The sequence below is a fragment of the Micromonospora chokoriensis genome, assembly GCF_000718555.1.
GTDB lineage: Bacteria > Actinomycetota > Actinomycetes > Mycobacteriales > Micromonosporaceae > Micromonospora > Micromonospora chokoriensis_B.
The window spans coordinates 493,759-510,341 of the sequence record NZ_JOAN01000001.1 but is presented as its reverse complement, the minus strand read 5'-3'; the positions used below and the strand labels follow the sequence as shown (position 1 = coordinate 510,341).

Annotated in this window: 19 protein-coding genes and 1 pseudogene; 5 read left to right on the top strand and 15 right to left on the bottom strand. The window is 72.7% G+C overall.

Annotation, left to right across the window (positions count from 1 at the left end; genetic code table 11):
* Nucleotides 1-39: 39 nt before the first annotated feature.
* The 4 genes from IF46_RS0102405 to IF46_RS0102390 form a co-directional block, all read right to left on the bottom strand.
* The gene (locus tag IF46_RS0102405; RefSeq protein WP_030486589.1) at nt 40-690 is read right to left on the bottom strand and encodes a GNAT family N-acetyltransferase; all 651 of its coding nucleotides are present in this window, start codon (nt 688-690) and stop codon (nt 40-42) included.
* Nucleotides 691-790: 100 nt separating this feature from the next.
* Complete coding sequence (gene glp, locus IF46_RS0102400; RefSeq protein WP_030329151.1) at nt 791-2,104, bottom strand: gephyrin-like molybdotransferase Glp; 1,314 nt, start codon at nt 2,102-2,104, stop codon at nt 791-793.
* A complete protein-coding gene (locus IF46_RS0102395; protein ID WP_030486588.1) occupies nt 2,101-3,063 on the bottom strand; it encodes a UTP--glucose-1-phosphate uridylyltransferase in 963 nt (320 codons plus the stop codon). Before IF46_RS0102395 ends, glp begins: the two co-directional genes overlap by 4 nt.
* A 9-nt stretch (nt 3,064-3,072) precedes the next feature.
* The gene (locus IF46_RS0102390) at nt 3,073-5,445 is read right to left on the bottom strand and encodes a GGDEF domain-containing protein (protein ID WP_030486587.1); all 2,373 of its coding nucleotides are present in this window, start codon (nt 5,443-5,445) and stop codon (nt 3,073-3,075) included.
* A gap of 85 nt (nt 5,446-5,530) precedes the next feature.
* Here IF46_RS0102390 and IF46_RS0102385 point away from each other — a divergent pair, with 85 nt between their 5' ends.
* Together IF46_RS0102385 and IF46_RS35010 are read left to right on the top strand one after the other, a co-directional pair.
* Entirely contained in the window at nt 5,531-6,208 is a 678-nt protein-coding gene (locus IF46_RS0102385) for a 5-formyltetrahydrofolate cyclo-ligase (RefSeq protein WP_030486586.1), read from the top strand.
* A pseudogene (locus IF46_RS35010) lies at nt 6,205-6,363 on the top strand (FmdB family zinc ribbon protein); the annotation flags it as partial. The gene IF46_RS0102385 and the pseudogene IF46_RS35010, both read left to right, overlap by 4 nt.
* A gap of 62 nt (nt 6,364-6,425) precedes the next feature.
* Here IF46_RS35010 and IF46_RS35005 read toward each other — a convergent pair.
* A complete protein-coding gene (locus IF46_RS35005; protein WP_232233920.1) occupies nt 6,426-6,653 on the bottom strand; it encodes a hypothetical protein in 228 nt (75 codons plus the stop codon).
* A 494-nt stretch (nt 6,654-7,147) separates the two neighbouring features.
* On the bottom strand, nt 7,148-7,330 hold the full coding sequence (locus tag IF46_RS0102375) for a hypothetical protein (protein ID WP_030486584.1): 183 nt from the start codon (nt 7,328-7,330) through the stop codon (nt 7,148-7,150).
* 141 nt (nt 7,331-7,471) lie between these two features.
* Between IF46_RS0102375 and IF46_RS0102370 the strand changes: the two genes are divergently transcribed.
* A complete protein-coding gene (locus IF46_RS0102370) occupies nt 7,472-7,924 on the top strand; it encodes a hypothetical protein (RefSeq protein WP_030486583.1) in 453 nt (150 codons plus the stop codon).
* A gap of 21 nt (nt 7,925-7,945) precedes the next feature.
* Here IF46_RS0102370 and IF46_RS0102365 read toward each other — a convergent pair whose 3' ends face one another.
* Nucleotides 7,946-8,428, bottom strand: coding sequence for a DUF2231 domain-containing protein (locus IF46_RS0102365; RefSeq protein ID WP_030486582.1), 483 nt, complete (start codon nt 8,426-8,428; stop codon nt 7,946-7,948).
* Nucleotides 8,429-8,630: 202 nt separating this feature from the next.
* Between IF46_RS0102365 and IF46_RS0102360 the strand changes: the two genes are divergently transcribed.
* Both IF46_RS0102360 and IF46_RS0102355 read left to right on the top strand, forming a co-directional pair.
* Nucleotides 8,631-9,059 (top strand): Fur family transcriptional regulator, encoded by a 429-nt coding sequence (locus IF46_RS0102360; RefSeq protein WP_030486581.1) that lies wholly within the window; start codon nt 8,631-8,633, stop codon nt 9,057-9,059.
* Nucleotides 9,060-9,140: 81 nt separating this feature from the next.
* On the top strand, nt 9,141-10,001 hold the full coding sequence (locus IF46_RS0102355) for an oxygenase MpaB family protein (RefSeq protein WP_030486580.1): 861 nt from the start codon (nt 9,141-9,143) through the stop codon (nt 9,999-10,001).
* 18 nt (nt 10,002-10,019) lie between these two features.
* Here the strand turns inward: IF46_RS0102355 and IF46_RS0102350 are convergent, their stop codons facing one another.
* The 8 genes from IF46_RS0102350 to IF46_RS0102315 all read right to left on the bottom strand — a co-directional run bounded on the left by IF46_RS0102350 (nt 10,020) and on the right by IF46_RS0102315 (nt 16,532).
* Nucleotides 10,020-10,940 carry a RecB family exonuclease gene (locus tag IF46_RS0102350; protein WP_030486579.1) on the bottom strand — a complete coding sequence of 307 codons (921 nt, stop codon included), beginning with the start codon at nt 10,938-10,940 and terminating at the stop codon, nt 10,020-10,022.
* Nucleotides 10,941-10,984: 44 nt separating this feature from the next.
* Complete coding sequence (locus tag IF46_RS0102345) at nt 10,985-11,599, bottom strand: MarC family protein (protein WP_030486578.1); 615 nt, start codon at nt 11,597-11,599, stop codon at nt 10,985-10,987.
* Nucleotides 11,600-11,640: 41 nt separating this feature from the next.
* On the bottom strand, nt 11,641-12,513 hold the full coding sequence (locus IF46_RS0102340; RefSeq protein ID WP_030486577.1) for a PHP domain-containing protein: 873 nt from the start codon (nt 12,511-12,513) through the stop codon (nt 11,641-11,643).
* A gap of 60 nt (nt 12,514-12,573) precedes the next feature.
* Nucleotides 12,574-13,749 (bottom strand): hypothetical protein, encoded by a 1,176-nt coding sequence (locus tag IF46_RS0102335; protein ID WP_157562519.1) that lies wholly within the window; start codon nt 13,747-13,749, stop codon nt 12,574-12,576.
* 89 nt (nt 13,750-13,838) lie between these two features.
* On the bottom strand, nt 13,839-14,594 hold the full coding sequence (locus IF46_RS0102330; protein ID WP_030486575.1) for a SigE family RNA polymerase sigma factor: 756 nt from the start codon (nt 14,592-14,594) through the stop codon (nt 13,839-13,841).
* Nucleotides 14,595-14,697: 103 nt separating this feature from the next.
* Nucleotides 14,698-15,573: a PH domain-containing protein gene (locus IF46_RS0102325; protein ID WP_030486574.1), complete on the bottom strand. Its 876-nt coding sequence runs from the start codon at nt 15,571-15,573 to the stop codon at nt 14,698-14,700.
* 6 nt (nt 15,574-15,579) lie between these two features.
* Nucleotides 15,580-15,738, bottom strand: a complete 159-nt coding sequence (locus tag IF46_RS34670) for a hypothetical protein (protein WP_007455302.1) — start codon at nt 15,736-15,738, stop codon at nt 15,580-15,582.
* A gap of 116 nt (nt 15,739-15,854) precedes the next feature.
* A complete protein-coding gene (locus IF46_RS0102315; protein WP_332261471.1) occupies nt 15,855-16,532 on the bottom strand; it encodes a DUF6758 family protein in 678 nt (225 codons plus the stop codon).
* Nucleotides 16,533-16,583 lie beyond the last annotated feature (51 nt).

Here is a 16,583-nt window from a genome sequence, read left to right as displayed (position 1 = left end):
GATGCCACCGCGCCGCGCCGATCCCGTCCGTGGGACGGCTCACCGCGCGTTGGCGCGTACCCGATGCCAGCGGGCCAGCAGGCCACCTTCGGCAGCGATCTCTTCACTCGTCATCGCGTACCCGATGTGGTCCCGCCAGGCGCCGTCGATGTGCATGTAGCGCACGTGGTACGCCTCCTCGCGGAAACCCAACTTCTCCACCACCCGCCGGGACGGCCGGTTCTCCGGGCGGATGTTGACCTCCACTCGGTGCAGCCCTCCGGGGCCGAAGGCGTGGTCCACGGCGAGCGCGAGCGCTGTCGGGATCACACCCCGGCCGGCGACCCGCGCATCCACCCAGTAGCCGACGTAGCCGGAGCAGAGCGCCCGCCGCACGATGCTGCCGACGTTTATGTGCCCGACCAGCCGTTCGCGGTCGCCCTCGCGCAGGCAGACCGCGAACGGCATGCCCTCACCCTCGCGGGCTGAACGTCGCTGGTCACGGTGCACCCAACGGAACACGGCTGGTGAGTTCATCTCGTCCCAACCGCCGGGCAGCGACGACTCCCAGGGCGCCAGCCAGGCCCGGTTGGCCCGCCGCACCTCCGACCAAGCGGCCGCGTCGGAGCGCCGGTAGGGCCGCAGCAGCACCGGGCCGTCGGCCAGCTCCACCGGCCAGCCCGGTGACCGCGCGGGTCCGAAGAGACTCACCCGCACAGTCTCCCGCGCGGGACCGTGTCGCGCGCAAGTAGCCCCACGGCACCACCCACACCCACCAAAGCCACCCGTCGACTGACCGACCGGGGCAGCGTCACCGGCGGCGGTCCAGCAGCAGGACGTCCACGGTGGAGCCGGCGGCGGCCGTGGTGACCCGCTCGCCGAGCACCAGCAGCCCGTTCGCCTCGGCCAGCCCGGAGAGGGTGAACGGGCCGCCGCTGAGCGGCTGGACCGTGTACCCGCCGCCGCGCCGCTCGGCGACGTGCGCCGGCCGGAACTCGCGCAGCCCCGCCGGGGACGACACGGTCTCCAGCAGGTGCGCCCGCACACTCGGCCGGAACACCGGCTCGGCGCCGGCGAGCAGTTGGATGGCGGGGCGGGCCAGCACCTCGAAGCCGATCAACGCGGCGCCCGGGTCGCCGGGCAGGCAGACCACCGGCACCTCCTCGGCGCCGACCGTGCCGAACCCGAGCGCGGTGCCGGGGTAGAGCGCCACGTCGGTGAACGTGACCGGCCCGGCGCGACCACCCTCGCGGCGGGACAGGATCCGGCGCACCATGTCGCCAGGGCCGGTACCGGTGCCCCCGGTGGTGATGATGAGGTCGGCGCGCAGCGTCTGGTCCTCCAGCAGCCCGCGCAGCCCCTCCGGGTCGTCGTCGCAGATTCCCACCCGGTACGCCAGTGCGCCCACCTCGGCCGCCGCGGCGGTCAACGCGTGCGAGTTCGCGTCCACCACCTGGCCGGGCTGACTGCCCCGGCCCACGTCGACGAGTTCGTCACCGGTGGCCACGATGACCACCCGTGGACTGGGCCGGACCACCACGTGCCCGATGCCGGTCGCCGCGAAGACCGCGACAAGTGCCGGGGACACGTACGTGCCGGCCCGAGCGAGCAGGGTGCCGGCCGGCAACTCCTCACCCGCTCGGCGTACCCCGTACCCCCGTTTGGGGGTGCGGAAGATCTCCACCGCGGCCATGCCCTGGTCGGTCCACTCCACCGGGACCACGACGTCCGCGGCGACCGGCAGCGGCGCCCCGGCGGCGACCGAGAAGCACGAACCCGGGGTGAGCCGGACCGGACGCCAGCTCGCGGCGCCGAGATCGCCGACCACGTTGAGCCGGATGGTGCGGCCGCCGGGCGTGCCGGAGGGGGCCGGGACGTAGCTCGGCCCCCGGCCCCCTCCGGAAATGTCCTCCCAGCGTGCCGCGTAGCCGTCCACGGCCGCCTGGTCGAAGGCCGGGAAGGCGTGCGGCGCGACGACGTCCTCGGCGAGGACGTTGCCGTGTGCCTGGGTGAGGTCGAGGTCGAGTGGTGGCAGCGCGCGCAACCTGCGCAGCACGCTGCCCAGGTAGTCGGCGAGCGGCGTCAACTCGTTCGCGGCCGCCTCGGCGTCGGCCGTCGCGGTCATGTACCAGATCCGCCTGCCGCGTCGGCCTTGACGAAGTCGGCCAGCCAGGACCGGAACTCGGCGCCCAGGTCTTCGCGCTCGGCGGCGATCTGCACCACCGTCTGGAGATATCCCAGCGGCATGCCGGTGTCGTAGCGGGTGCCCCGGTAGACGATCGCGTGCACCGGGATGCCCTCGGTGCGCAGCAACTCCATCGCGTCGGTCAGCTGGATCTCGCCGCCGCTGCCCGGCTTGGTCCGCCGGATCGCGTCGAAGATCTTGCCCGGCAACACGTAGCGGCCCAGCACCGCGAGGTTACTCGGGGCGTCCTCGGGCTGCGGCTTCTCCACCATCCCGGTCACCTTGACGACCTCGCCGATGTCGGTCAGCTCCGACTCGGCGGGCTCGACGGAAGCGATCCCGTACCGCTTCGTCTCGGCCGGGTCGACCTCGAAGAACGCGAGCACCACACCGCCGGTGCGGGCCTGCAACTCCAGCATCGCCGGCAGCAGCGGCTCGGACGGCTTGACGAACTCGTCGCCGAGCAGCACCGCGAAGGGCTGGTCACCGACGTGCGACTCGGCATACCCGATGGCGTGGCCGAGCCCGAGCTGCTCGGGCTGCCGCACGGTGTAGATCTCGGCCAGCTCGCTGGGCCGACGCACGGCGGCCAGGCGCTCGGAGTCGCCCTTCTGCTCCAGCCTGGTCTCCAGGTCCGGACGACGGTCGAAGTGGTCCACCATCGATGTCTTACCCCGACCGGTAATCAGCAACACGTCACCGATGCCAGCCTGTGTGGCCTCCTCGACGATGTACTGCAACACCGGCCGATCCACCACCGGCAGCAGCTCCTTGGGCACCGCCTTGGTGGCCGGCAGGAACCGGGTGGCCAGTCCGGCGGCCGGGATGACGGCCTTGACCGCCAGGGGACGGCCAGTTGCGGCGACCGTCGATGAGGGGTTCGCTGAGTGCTCCGACATGCCGCGAGACTATCGGCCACGGCTCTGCCGCGGCGGGTGTGGCCCGGAAGACGCGCCGCCACCCGACCCCGGCCGTGCCGCGTCCGGGCCGGCCCGTGCCGCGCCCGTCGCGCTCTCCGGCGTGTCGTCGGCCGAATCCGGCCGGGCGTGCGCCGGGCCCGCCAGCGATGATTCCGGTACGCCCACAGCCGGGTCGGGCCGGGCGGGCCCGCCCGGCTCCCGGATGACCTGCACGGGCTGGCCGGCGCGCGGCAGCCCGTCGGGTGGGCTCACCGCACCCGCGAGCACCGGGATCTCCCGGGTCGGCAGATCCGAGCGCACCTCGGCGACCCGGTACGTGTCGCGGCCCGCCGCCTTGGCCGCGTAGAGCGCGTCGTCGGCGGCCTCCAGCACCTCCCGCCCGGTGCTGCCGTGGTCCGGGAAGACGGCGATGCCCACCGACACGGTCACCAGGACCGGCCCGGCGTACGCCTCGACGGCGATCGGCGTGTCGCGTACCGCCGCGCCGAGCCGCTCGGCCACGATCGCCGCACCCCGCGCGTCGGTCTCCGGCAGCAGCAGCACGAACTCCTCACCACCCTGGCGGAAGGCCAGGTCGACCTCGCGGATCTCACCGCGCACCCGCCGGGCGAACTCGGCCAGCACGGTGTCCCCCGCCGCGTGCCCGTACGTGTCGTTGACGTCCTTGAACCGGTCGAGGTCCAACGCGAGGACGCTGAGCATCCGCCCGAAGCGGCTGGCCCGTTCCACCTCCCGCCGGATCGACTCGCGCAGGTAGCGGTAGTTCCACAGCCCGGTGAGCGGGTCGGTGAGGGAGAGCCGCTGCGCCTCCTCGTGCACCCGGACGTTGTCCACCGCCACGGCCGCGTGGCCGGCGAAGGTGCGCAGGGTGGCGAGGTCGTCGTCGTCGAACTCGTCGGCGCCCAGCCGGTCGTAGAGGGCCAGCACGCCGAGCGCGGCCGCCGCGCCAGCCTCGTCGGCCGACCCCGACGGTCCGAGTCCGAGTCCAGGTCCGACTCCGGCTCCGCCGAGGGGGGCCGTGGCACCGCCGCCCGGGGCAGCGAACGGGACCGCGACGTACGTGCGGCAGCGCGGCTCACCCGTCGGGGCCTCGGTCGGCTCGACCTTCCCCCGCTGCGGCTCCCCGGTGGCGGCGACGGCGCCGACCACGCCGACGCCGACCGGCACCCGGAGCGTCTGCGGCCCGTCCGCCTCCTCGTCCGGCCAGCGCCCGTCCAACCCCTCGGTGCACTGCGCGACAAGCACCCCGCCGGTCTCCACCAGCAGCACGGCCCCGGCCCGCGCGCCGGTGGCGCCGATGGCACTGCGCAGGATCACCCGCAGGATGCGTTGCAGGTCGTGCGTGCTGGCCAGGGTGTCGCCGAGCACCGCGAGGTGCCCCCGTAGCTGATCCCGGTTGCTGGTCAACGCCGCGACGTAGGACCCGGTCTCTCGGGTCATCCGGTTGAACGCGGCGGCCAGCCGACCCAACTCGTCGCGGCTGCGTACCGGCACCCGTGCGGTCAGGTCGCCGTGGGCCACCCGGTCGACCGCGCTGGCCAACTCCGCCAGCGGCCGGGTGGTGACGCGGGCCAGCCGCCAGGCGGTCAGCACGGCGAGCAGCCCGGCCAGCACGACCACCCCGACAAGCGTGGCGTGCAGTCCCGGTGGCCGCTCACTGGGCACGGAGAGCACCAGCGGCAGCGGCTGCGCGTCGGAGGGCCCGAGCCTGCGCACGTACCGGCCGTCGTTGGTCTCGGTGACCTGCTCGCCCCGCACGGCGACGGCGGCGGCCAGCACCGCGTCGCGTACGTCATGGGACTCGGTGGTGTGGGTGACCCGCGCGGCGCTCGCCCCGCTGTCGAGCAGGGTGACCGCCACCCCGGTCACCGCTGCCAGTCGGGCCACGAAGGCCGGGTCGACAAGTTGCGCGGCGGTCACCGTGCCCAGCCGGGTACCACCACGATCGAGCAGGTCGACCTGGGCGGCCAGCGCCCGGACCGGGCTGGTCGGACCCTCGGTCGAGCCCTCGGTCGAGCCGGCGCAGTCCTGCCACGGGGTCGACGGCGCACCGGGCGAGACGTAGGTGACCTGGCCGGCCACGTCGGTGATCAGCATCGCGGCGGCCAGACCCCGGCCGACCAGTTGCGCGGCGGCCACGGCCGGGTCGGCGGCGAGGGCCACCGCGTCGGCGGCGGCGCGTAGTTGCTGGCAGAGCGCGTCGACCGAGGTACGCACGGTGGACGCCGCCACTGCCAGGCGCTCGGTGGAGCGGCTGCGGTCGACCGCCGCGACCGTGGAGGCGACGAAGAGCGCACCGAGCAGGACCGGCCCGAGCACCACCACGAGGAAGGCTGCCGTCAACCGCCCGCGTAGCGTCACTCGGTCCCCCCGGAAGTTCCGCCTCCGTTGCTTGCGATGCTGACACAGAGCAACCGTGGGAGAGGCGTTGCGTCAGGAGTGTTGCGTGCCGGATTTTTCTGATGAAGCGGAAGTGGCCCGAGTGGCGAAGCGGGAGACCCGCGCCGAGCTGCTCGCCCGCCGCCGGTCGCTGCCCGCCGCGACCAGGGCAGCCGCCGCCGGGCGCGTGCAGGCCGAGCTGGTCGCTCTGGTACGCCGGCTACGCCCACGTCGGGTGTCGGCGTACGTGCCGGTCGGCTCCGAACCGGGCGGCCCCGACCTCCCGGAGGTGCTGCGGGCGGCGCTGCCGGCGGACGCCGAGTTGCTGCTGCCGGTGCTCCTCGCCGACCTGGATCTGGACTGGGCGGCCTATACCGGGCCGGATGCCTTGATCGCCGCCGGTCGGGGTATCCGAGAACCAGTCGGTGCCCGTCTCGGGGTGGCCGCCGTGGCACACGCGGAGCTGGTGGTCGTACCGGCTCTCGCGGTCGACCACCACGGTCGGCGGCTCGGGCGTGGCGGCGGCTCGTACGACCGCGCACTCGCCCGGGTGCCCGAGGCGACCCTGACGGTGGTGCCCCTGCACGACGGTGAGCTGGTCGAGGCGTTGCCGGCGGAGCCCCATGACCGCCGGGTGCGCGCGGTCGTCACCCCCACCGACGGGGTGCGTACGCTTGACGGCGGCCCGGGTGCGGCGCACGGTGTCGCGCCCCACACGTCCGCTGGACGAACCCGGGGCGAATGACGCACCATTGGCACTCGAATACGTCGAGTGCCAACTGGCCGAGTCCAGATCCGGAGGAGAACGTGCCTACGTACCAGTACGCCTGCACCGCGTGCGGTAACCAGCTCGAGGCGGTGCAGTCCTTCTCTGACGCGCCGCTGACCGAGTGCCCGGCGTGTCAGGGGCGGCTGCGCAAGGTCTTCAACTCGGTCGGCATCGTCTTCAAGGGTTCGGGCTTCTACCGCACCGACTCCCGGGCGTCCGGCTCCGACACGACGGCCGGCGGCACGGCCAGCAAGCCGGCGAAGTCCGAGTCGTCCTCTGGTGACAGCTCGTCCTCGTCGTCCGGTTCCTCCTCGTCGGGGTCTTCGTCCTCGTCCGGGTCGTCCTCGGGCTCGTCATCCTCCTCGGGGTCGTCTTCCGGATCGTCGTCTGGCTCGTCCTCGGGTGGATCGAGCGGCGGCAAGGCAGCAGCGGCCAGCTCCTCGTCCTGATTTCGGCAAGGCCCGACCCGGTGGGGTCGGGCCTTGATCCACTCGGGTTCCAGGAAGTCGGCCCGTCCGCGTCACCTGGATAGCCCGGATTCCTTGAGCGCGAGTCGATCAAGGCCCGAGGTGAGCCGACCAACACGCCTGCCATAGCAAATCCAGCCGCCGAATGGACGTTATCCACAGGCCGAGCGGTTATCCACAGGCGTCGGCCGTGGGCCGGCCGAGGCGGCTGGAGCCGCCTAATCTGCCGTCCAGGGGTGCCGACTACGGCGCCCTGGGACGGGAGGCGGCAGAGGCGATGGGCAATCCACATTCCGCGCGGGCGTTACGCCCGCTGCGCTGGCCCGCCCTGCCCGGCGGGCGAGCCCTGCTCCGGGCCGGTTTGATCGCCGCGCTGCTCAGCCTGGCCGCCGCCGTACTTCACACCCCGGCCGGATGTCCGCCGGAGGATCCGGTCGGGCTGTCGGAGTCAGTCCCAGTGCGGGGGGCGTTCGGCGAGCAGCCAGTCGTCGTTGCCGCTCGACCGCTCGCCCCAACCGCGGTCGGTGTCGTCAGAGGTCTGCTCGGGCAGCACCACGAAGTCTTCGCTCAGGTCGACGGCGCGGTCATCGTCGCCACGCGCGCCGTGCGTGCCGGGGTCCTCGGTGCTCACGAGCGGCAAGACTAGCGCAGCCGACAGCGGCGGGCCGGGTCGTCGACCGTGGCACGCCGGCCAGAACCGACCGGAGCGTCGACCGTGGCACGCCGGCCAGAACCGACCGGGCTGCCGGTGGCGTTGGTAGCGTCGGACGGCGTGACGACCCCCAGCGGTGGCAGCGACCCGGACGACTACTGGCGACGGCCCGGCACCGGTGACGGCGCGGTGCCGGACCAACCTCCCGCCGCCCCCGCAGCCACACCGCCAAGCGGCCAGTCGACCAGCCCCACCAACCCACCGCCAAGCGGGTACGCCAGCCCACCGCCGAGCGGCCCCACCGGCCCGTCGACCAGCCCCACCGGCCCGTCGCCGACCGGGCACGCCGCCAGCGGGTACGCCGGCCCGCCGCCGAGCATGCCGCCGCCGGCGGGTTGGCGTCCGCCCGTACATCTGCAGCCGGCGCCACCGCGACAGCTGCCGCCGCAGGACATGGCCGACCTGGACGCGGCCGAGCAGCGCTCGCAGCGGGTCACCTACGGCTTCGGCGCGGCGGCCGGTGTGGTGCTGCTGGTTCTGCTCTGCCTGCTCTGCTCGCGAGTCATCTTCTGACGCTCGCCCCCGGGCGGGAGGTCAGAGGGTGGTGCCCCAGACGGTCTCGGCGCCGGAGTGGCCGGTCAGGTAGACGTAGACCAGGGCGGCGATGGCGAGCGCCACGACCGCCACCGACAGCACCGGGGTGACCAGCGCCGGCAACTGCGGTACCCGGGGGTGCCCACTGGTCGCGACGAGCAGCAGGATGGCCACGATCCCGAGCGGCACCACGACGCGGAACAGGATGTCGCCGTAGCGGGAGTGCTCGAAGATCTGATCGAGGATCGGCCCCTGGAAGCCCCGGGCGACAAGCGCGTCGGTGAGCGCCTCCCCCGACTCCACCGCGACGAAGGCGGTCACCGGCGCGGCCACGGCGAGGAGGCCCAGAGCCCAGTCCAGCCGATGCCGCCACCTCGGCAGCCCCACGTACGCGATGGCCAGCACCGCCAGCAGCGGTACGAACACGACGACCGCGTGGATCACCAGAACGTGTGCCGGTAGACCCAGGATCTCCTCGAACATCGCACCCTCCAGGTGGATCATGGTCAGGGGTGGTCAGCCTATGGTCCGCCGATCGTCCCCCGGCTCTCGACCGGACACACGCGCGCGGCGTCGATCGGGTTCACCCTCGGTGGCCGTACTCTAGATCTTGCCTGGCTGTGTCGGTGGCCACCCGGGGCGGGCGACGGTTGTCGATGCTGATCGGGCGTGCTGTCATTGGCGAATGTCCGGTGCTGAGGAGCTGCTGCGGTCGAGGGGCCTACGTGTCACGCGGCCACGCCTCGCGGTGCTCGACGTGCTGGCCGACGGCGGCCACCTGGAGGTCGACGAAATCACCCGGCAGGTCCGCGAACGTCTCGACTCGGTCTCCACCCAGGCGGTCTACGACGTGCTGGGCGCGCTGTCACGGGCCGGGCTGTCGCGTCGGATCGAGCCGGCCGGCAGTCCCGCCCGCTACGAGGCACGGGTGGGCGACAACCACCACCACGTGGTCTGCCGGGGCTGCGGCGAGATCGCCGACATCGACTGTGCGGTGGGCAGCGCCCCGTGCCTGGAACCGAATGTGGCGCACGGGTTCGAGGTGGACGAGGCCGAGGTGACCTTCTGGGGTCTCTGCCCGGGCTGCCGGGCCCGCCGCTCCGCCGACGTCTGAGCGGCGCCGCAGGCGGCACGGGACCGGGGCGCAGGCGGCACGGGACCGGCGAGGCCCGCCCGACCGTGGCACTCTTGGGCGGTGGACTCCGATGACCTCGGCCTCTTCGGTCCGGGTTCGGTCACGTGGAAGGTGCACGAGGAGCCGATCCTGATCGTCGCTGGTCTGCGTTCGCTCTACCTCCAGGCGTTGCACCCGCGGGCCATGGCGGGGGTCGCGCAGAACAGCAACTACCGCACCGACGCCTGGGGTCGACTGGTCCGCACCGGCACCTACGTGGCGACCACCGTCTACGGGACCACCGCCGAGGCGGAATCGGCCGGAGCCCGGCTGCGCCGGCTGCACGCCCGGCTGCGGGCCACCGACCCGCTCACCGGTGCCGAGTTCCGAATCGACGATCCGGACCTACTGCGTTGGGTGCACGTGACCGAGGTCGAGTCGTTCCTGAGCACGGCCCGGCGGGCCGGGCTGCCGCTGAGCGACGCCGAGGTGGACGGCTACTACACCGAGCAGCGCCGCTGCGCCGCCCTGGTCGGCCTGGACCCGACCACTGTCCCGGGCACCGCCGCCGAGGTCGCGGACTACTACGAGGCCGTACGGCCACAGTTGCGGATGACCCGGGAGGCCGCCGAGACTGCGTTGTTCCTCACCGCACCGCCGCTGCCGTGGAAGCTCAGCCTGCCGGCCCGGTTGGGGCTCACGCTCGGGCCGCCGCGCTGGGCGTACCTGGGGATCGCCGGCACCGCGTTCGCGCTGCTCCCGGCGTGGGCGCGCCGAATGTACGGGGGTCTCGGTCTACCGACCACCGCGTTGTCGGCGGACCTGAGCGTGCGTGCGCTGCGGCTCGCGCTCGCTGCCGTCCCCCGCCGCTACGTGGAGGGGCCGCTGATACAGGCCGCCAAGGAGCGGGCCGCGCGCCACGCCGCTACTCCGCTGGCCTGACCGTCCGGTGCTCCGGGGTCAACCGTCGGCCGGCCGGTCCATGGCCGCCCACGGCTCCTTGCCGGGGACCTGAGCGCCAGCCGGGCAGTGCCGCCGGAAGTCGCACCAGCCACAGCGTGGGCTGGGTGCCACCGGGAAAGCCTCGTCCGCGTCGGAGCCGTCCGCGACTGCCCGTTCGGCGGCCATGATGTCGCGGGCCGTCTCCTCCGCGCGGGTCAGCTGCCGGGCCAGCGACTCGACGGTGTGGTCGTGGCCGGCGACCGTGCCAGTCGGCAGGTGGTGCAGCTCCACCCGACGGCACGGCCGGCGGAACACCCGCTCGGCGGCGTACGCGTAGAGCGCCAGCGCCTGCGAACCCCGGGCGTCGTCCGTGTCCAGCCCGGTGCGACCGGTCTTGTAGTCGACGATGACCAGCTCCGGCCCTTCCGGCCCGGGCCGTGAGTCGATCCGGTCGGCGCGGCCGTTGAACGCCAACACGGCGGTCTTGACCGCCACCACCCGCTCCACGCCGAGCGGATCGTTATCCGGTTCCAGCGTCTCGACGTACGCCTCCAGCCACCCCAACGCCCGCCGGTAGGCGGCCCGTTCCTGCTCGTCGTCACGGTAGCCCTCGCGGACCCAGGTGCCCTTGAGCAGCGTCGCCAGCGCCTCGGGGCGCCGCCGGTCGGCGGCGAGCGCATACCAGTTTTTCAGGGCGGTGTGCACGCTGGCGCCGAGCGAGTTGTGCGCCCACGGTGGGCCCTTGGGTGGGGCGGGCCGGTCGACGTAGGAGTAGCGGTAGCGGCGGGGGCAGTCCGCGTACGCACCGAGTTTGCTCGGGGTGCAGACGAACAGCCGCTCCGGCATGCCCTCGAAGCCGAGCTGCTCGGCGCCGCCGGCGCGCTGCTTCGGGGCCCGGCCGCCGGCGGCGGGTCGGCCCGCTGATGAGGATCGTCGCACGCCTGCGATCCTGCCATCCACCTCCGACACCGTGGGTGAGGCGGTCAGGTCATGTTCACGTACTGCGTGACGAAGGCGAACACCGCGTCGGCGATGAGCTGCACGGCGATCGCGGCGAGCAGCAGGCCGGCGATCCGGGTCAGCACCTCGATCCCGCCGGGGCGCAGGATCTTCACGATGCCGCCGGAGAAGCGCAGCACGATCCAGACCGCGAGCATCACGGCGAGGATCGCCACGGCGATGGCGGTGTAGTCGCCAAACCCGTCGGCCTGCTGGACGAAGAGCATGGTGGCCACGATGGCGCCCGGGCCGGCCAGCAGCGGGGTGCCCAGCGGCACCAGCGCGATGTTCGAGGTGGCGTCCGGACTCGGGCCGTCGGTCTTGCCGGTCAGCAGCTCCAGGGCGACGAGCACGAGCAGCAGCCCACCGGCCGCCTGCAACGCCGGCAGGTCCACGTGCAGGTAGTCCAGCAGGGTCTGCCCCGCCACCGCGAAGACCACGATCACGCCCAACGCCAACGTGACGGCCTGCCAGGCGGCCCGATTGCGGTCACGAGCGGGCAGCGGGCCGGTCAGCGCCAGGAAGATCGGCACCATGCCCGGCGGGTCGGTGATCACCAGCAGGGTCACGAAAACCTCGCCGAACAACTTCAGGTCCACATGGTCAACCTAGCCGCGCCGTCGTGGGCGAAATACCCGGATCAGCCCGAAGCGACCTCGATCACCCCGGCGGCGACGATGCGCTCGTACGCCTCGACGCTGGTGCTGAACTCTCCGAGCTGAACGGTCTTGTGGGTGCCGTGGAAGTCCGACGAGCCGGTGACGAGCAGGCCCAGCTCGGCGGCGAGCGCCCGCACCTGCTCCCGCTCGGCCGGGCTGTGGTCCTCGTGGTCGGCCTCGAGCCCGGCGAGCCCGGCGGCGGCCAGCTCGGCGATCAGCTCGTCGGGCACCACCCGGCCGCGTCGGGTGGCCCGGGGGTGGGCGAAGACCGGCACACCTCCGGCCTCCCGGACCAGCCGGACCGCCCGGAACACGTCGATGTCCTCCTTGGGCAGCCGGTACCGCTCGCCCAGCCAGTCCGGGCCGAACGCCTCCCGGACGCTGCCGACCAGGCCAGCGCGGATGAGTGCCTGTGCGATGTGCGGACGCCCCACGGTGCCGCCACCCGCGCCGGCCAGGATGTCCGGCCAGTTCACGTCGATGCCGTCGGCCCGCAGGAGGGTGACCATCCGTTCACCGCGCTCTTCCCGGGCGGCCCGCACCCGGGCCAGCTCGGCCACCAACTCTGGATGGTCGGGGTCGAACAGGTACGCCAGCAGGTGCAGCGGCACCGCCGGCTGCGCACCGGACCAGCGACACGACAACTCCGCGCCGCGAAGCAGCCGCAGCCCTGGCGGCAGCGCGTCCACGGCCGGCGCCCAGCCGGCGGTGGTGTCGTGGTCGGTGATCGCGAGCACGTCCAGCCCGGCGTCGAAGGCCGCGCCGACCAGCTCGGCCGGGGTCAGCGTGCCGTCGCTGGCCGTCGAGTGGGTGTGCAGGTCGATCCGAGGGGTGGAGCCGGTACGCGAGGTCACCGTCTGACGCTACCGAGGAAAACGCGAGCCTGGCTCACATAGCGTGCCCGGTTGCCGGGGTCAGAAGCTCTGCACCAGAACCGGCCGGCCCCCGGCTGGCACGCTGGGCACCGCAGCGGGGCTGGCGGGTCTCCCGGCCCGCACCCGACCGACGTCGACCCGGACCAGCTCGCCGTCGCCGTCGAGGTAGGAGGCTTGGATCTCGTTGCTCCAGACGATCGCACCGGTCATCGGCGGCCCGGCCGGCACGGCTGTCGCACCCGGCCCGAGCCGCTGCAGGTCGACGAGAAGGGACCGGCTGGCCTTGCCGATCGACCCGTTCACCAGCAGCCACCGCCCGTCCGGGGAGACCCCGCCGATCCCGTCCCGGCTGAGGTCTGGGCCGCAGCCGGTGCGTACCGGGTCCAGGTGACGTTCCGGGGCGAGGACGGCCAGGCAGGTCCTGCCCAGGTCGATCGTGGCGACCTGGCCAACGAGCCGCCCGTCGGGTAGCTGCCCGTAGACGTTGAGACTCTTCTCATCGAGCGTCTCGGGCAACGGCCCGGCACCGGGCCGCCAGAGAGTGTGGCCAGGGCCGGCCGGGTCGAGTCGGACCAGCACGCTGTCACCGACGAACCGGACGGGCTCCGCCGCCGCAGGTGCCGGGGTGCGCACCGCCCCGATGAGTTGGGCGTTCGCCACGCCCGCCACCAGCAGGTCGCTGCCGTCGCGCCAGGCGACCTGGAGGCTGTCCGGGGCCAGGACGATCGTGCCCGCCCCGGCCAGCAGCACCTGCACCAGGCCGTCGTCGCGCACCACCCAGAGGGAGCGCCCGGCGGTGGTCGGCACACCGACCACCAGCCAACCGCCGCCTCCGGACAGGGGCTGGGCGCGTTCGGCCGGCCCGACGTCGGACAGCACCAGCGGTCGCCCGTCGGCGCTGACAAGTGTCTGGCTCACGAGCGGGGAGGCCGACGTTTTGGGTGCAGGGCTGGGGCCAGGAACGCTGGCCGTCGGGAGCGGCCGGTGGGCCGGGTCCGGATCACCGATCACCGCGATGGGTGAGTCGTCCCGCCCGGTCGCGGCACCGAGCTGGACCATGCCAGCGCCGAGCAGCACGGTGGTGACCGCCGCGAGGGCCAGTCCGGCGCCGGTGCGCCGACGCCGAATCCGGTTGGCGCGGCGGATGGCCTGACCCGCCGGATCGACGCCCAGTGGGCGGGCAAGGGCTACCTGGTGCGAGAGGGTCTCCCGCACCGCACCTTCCAGCTCGTCAGGCCGCACCTGGTATGAACGCCGTGGGCCGTCCGTCAGGTTGTCGGGCCGGTCGGGGAACTCAATCACTACTACTCCCCGGAGCCCGTGCCGACGGGCACGGCCGCCGGGGCGGTGGGCAGCACGATCTGCGGGGTGATCGGACGCGGCACGGCAGGGCGCGGCACGGGTCGGCCAGGCACCTGCCGTGGCCGGGAAGTCGCGACGGCACCGGTGGCCGGAGCCCGTCCGGTCCGGGAGGCGGAGCCCGCCGTCCGCCCCGCGTCACCGGCCGACCCACCGGGGGCAGTGGCCGGTCGGGCAATGCCGGCTGCGGCGGCGAGGTCCGCTGCGGTGTCCGCGTCCATCCGCCGACGCAGCGTGGCCAGCGCCCGAGACGTCTGGCTCTTCACCGTCCCCGGCGAAATGTCCAGCATCGCGGCGGTCTGCGCCTCCGACATGTCCTCGTAGTAACGCAGCACCAGCACGGCCCGTTGCCGGTTGGGCAACGCCCGGAGATGCCGCCAGAGCAGATCACGGTCGAGTTGCTGCTCGAACTCGTCGACGCCGGCCCGCTCGGGCAACACCTCGGTCGGGCGTTCGCCGTGCCAGCGCCGCCGCCACCAACTGGTCGAGGTGTTGACCATCACACGCCGGGCGTACGGTTCGACCGCCTCGATCCCGCCGAGCCGCTTCCACGCGAGGTAGGTCTTGGTCAGCGCGGTCTGGAGCAGGTCCTCGGCCGTGGACCAGTCCCCGGTGAGCAGGTAAGCGGTGCGCAGGAGCGCGGAAGAGCGTGCCGCGACGAACTCGCGGAACTGCTCCTCCAACGAGTCCTTGCTCGCCACCGCCCACCTCCACACACCTGCCGTCATGGCAGAGTGCCACGTCAGAGGCGCTCTGGTCCATGACGAAAGGTGCGCACTTACTCCGATGTTCGGTCGGAAACCTTCACGCGCCGTCGTCGGCCTTGGCCTCGTCGGCCTCCTTGCCGAGCCGGGCCTCGACCGCCTGCGGCTCGTACATCTCCTCGACCACACGCAGGTAGAGCTCGTTCGGGTTGGGCAGATTCTTGATCTCGCGGAGCGCCTGCTCCTGGCCGGCGGACTCCAGCACGAAGGTGCCGTAGTTGAGCGCCCGGCCGGTCGGGGTCTGCTCGTACTTCATGTCGGTGACCCGGACCAGCGGCATCATCGCCACCTTGCGGGTGACGATGCCGTTGACCACCATGACCCGCTTGTTGGTCAGGATGAACCGGTCATACCACCAGTCGGCGACCTTCCACGCCACCCAGCCCATCACCGCGAACCAGAGCAGCACGGCGATGGTGGTCAGCGCTCCGACGTCCTGCCCGGCGAGGAAGCCGGAGAGGTAGCCGAGCACGAAGGTCGCCGCGACGCCGATCAACAGCGGGTTGGTCAGGTGGATCCAGTGCCGCTTCCACTCACCCCGGTAGCGCTCGGTGGGGAAGAGGTAGCGGGCCACCAACGAGCTGGGCTCGTCTTCTAGTGGCAGCACCCGTCGAGGGGTCGAGCCGGTCGCGTCGGCACGCAACCCGGCCAGCTCGTCCTCGGAGATCTGCGGCGGCTGGTAGGCGGCCTCCGGATCACGGATCCACGCTCGACCCGAACGCCCCTGGCCGGCATAGCCGGGCCCGTCGCCATAGCCGACGTCGTCCGAAAGGGACGGACCGTCGGACAGGCCGGGTCCGGCCCCGTAGCCCGGGCCGTCATCAGGCCCGATCCGCGGGATCGGCTCGGTGTCACGCTCGCGGCGTTCCCGGTCGGGGTCGTCCGGGTCGAAGGGTGGACCGGAGGGGCTGCCCATTGGCGGCTAGGCGACGAGACTGGTGAAGAAGTCGCCAAACCCCTGAGCGATATCCATGATCCCGCCGCCGAGCGACTTGAACACGTCCGCCGCCGAGTTTGGCCGATAGGCGACGAAGAAGATCAAGAACGCGATACCGGCCCAGGTGAGGACCTTCTTGACCATGGCGGGCCATCCTCTCGCGCGGCGCCGGGTCCCATTACCGCAGCGGCACCCAGAGTATCAGTGTGGTGTCGTACAGTGAATATCTGCGTCCGTTCTCCGTCAATCCGGCAGAGAAGTCAAGCTCTACCAGGTAAATACGGGGACGGTGCGCCGTACACGAGCTCGGGCGGAGTCCACTCGGTCAGGTCGTGTAGCACGACATCTTCCGCGAGCAGGTGACCCGCACTCGCCGGCCAGGCTATCGCATGGAGCCACATTCCCCGAGCCTCGCCTGCGTACGCGCTTCGATCCGTCGGAGAATTCACCAACCACAGTGGAGTGGGATGCCCGCCGACCTTGATCTTCGCCTGTCCGACGTGGTCAGGATGACCAGGCCCCGGGTCGGTCAGCGCGTCGGCCAACTCCGGCCCCGGGTCCGGGCCGGCCAGTCCGGCGAGCCGGGTGCCCAGGCCCACACCGGGCTCCTCGGCCACGAAGACCAGATCGGCCGGACCACCGCCGAGTGGCGCCGGGCCCGCGCAGGCCACCGCGGTCGCCCGCACTCCCGTCCGGTCGTCCCCGGCGTACGCCACGCCGGTGAGTGTCCACCCGGGCGGCAGCGGCCACGGGCACCACAGCGGAGTCACCGGCGGATCGGCGGTCGCGATGATCCGCTCCACCACGCTCGCCACGATCTCCGCTCCGATGTGCTCGGGCACATGCAGCGGCGGCACCGGGCCGCAACGCACACACCTCGAGTCGGTGTTCATCAGATCCGGCGCCCGTACCGGGCCCCCGCATCTCGGACAACTCACCGCGAGACTCACATCCCCACCGTCTCCCCGCACGGCCGGCACGTCAAGCCG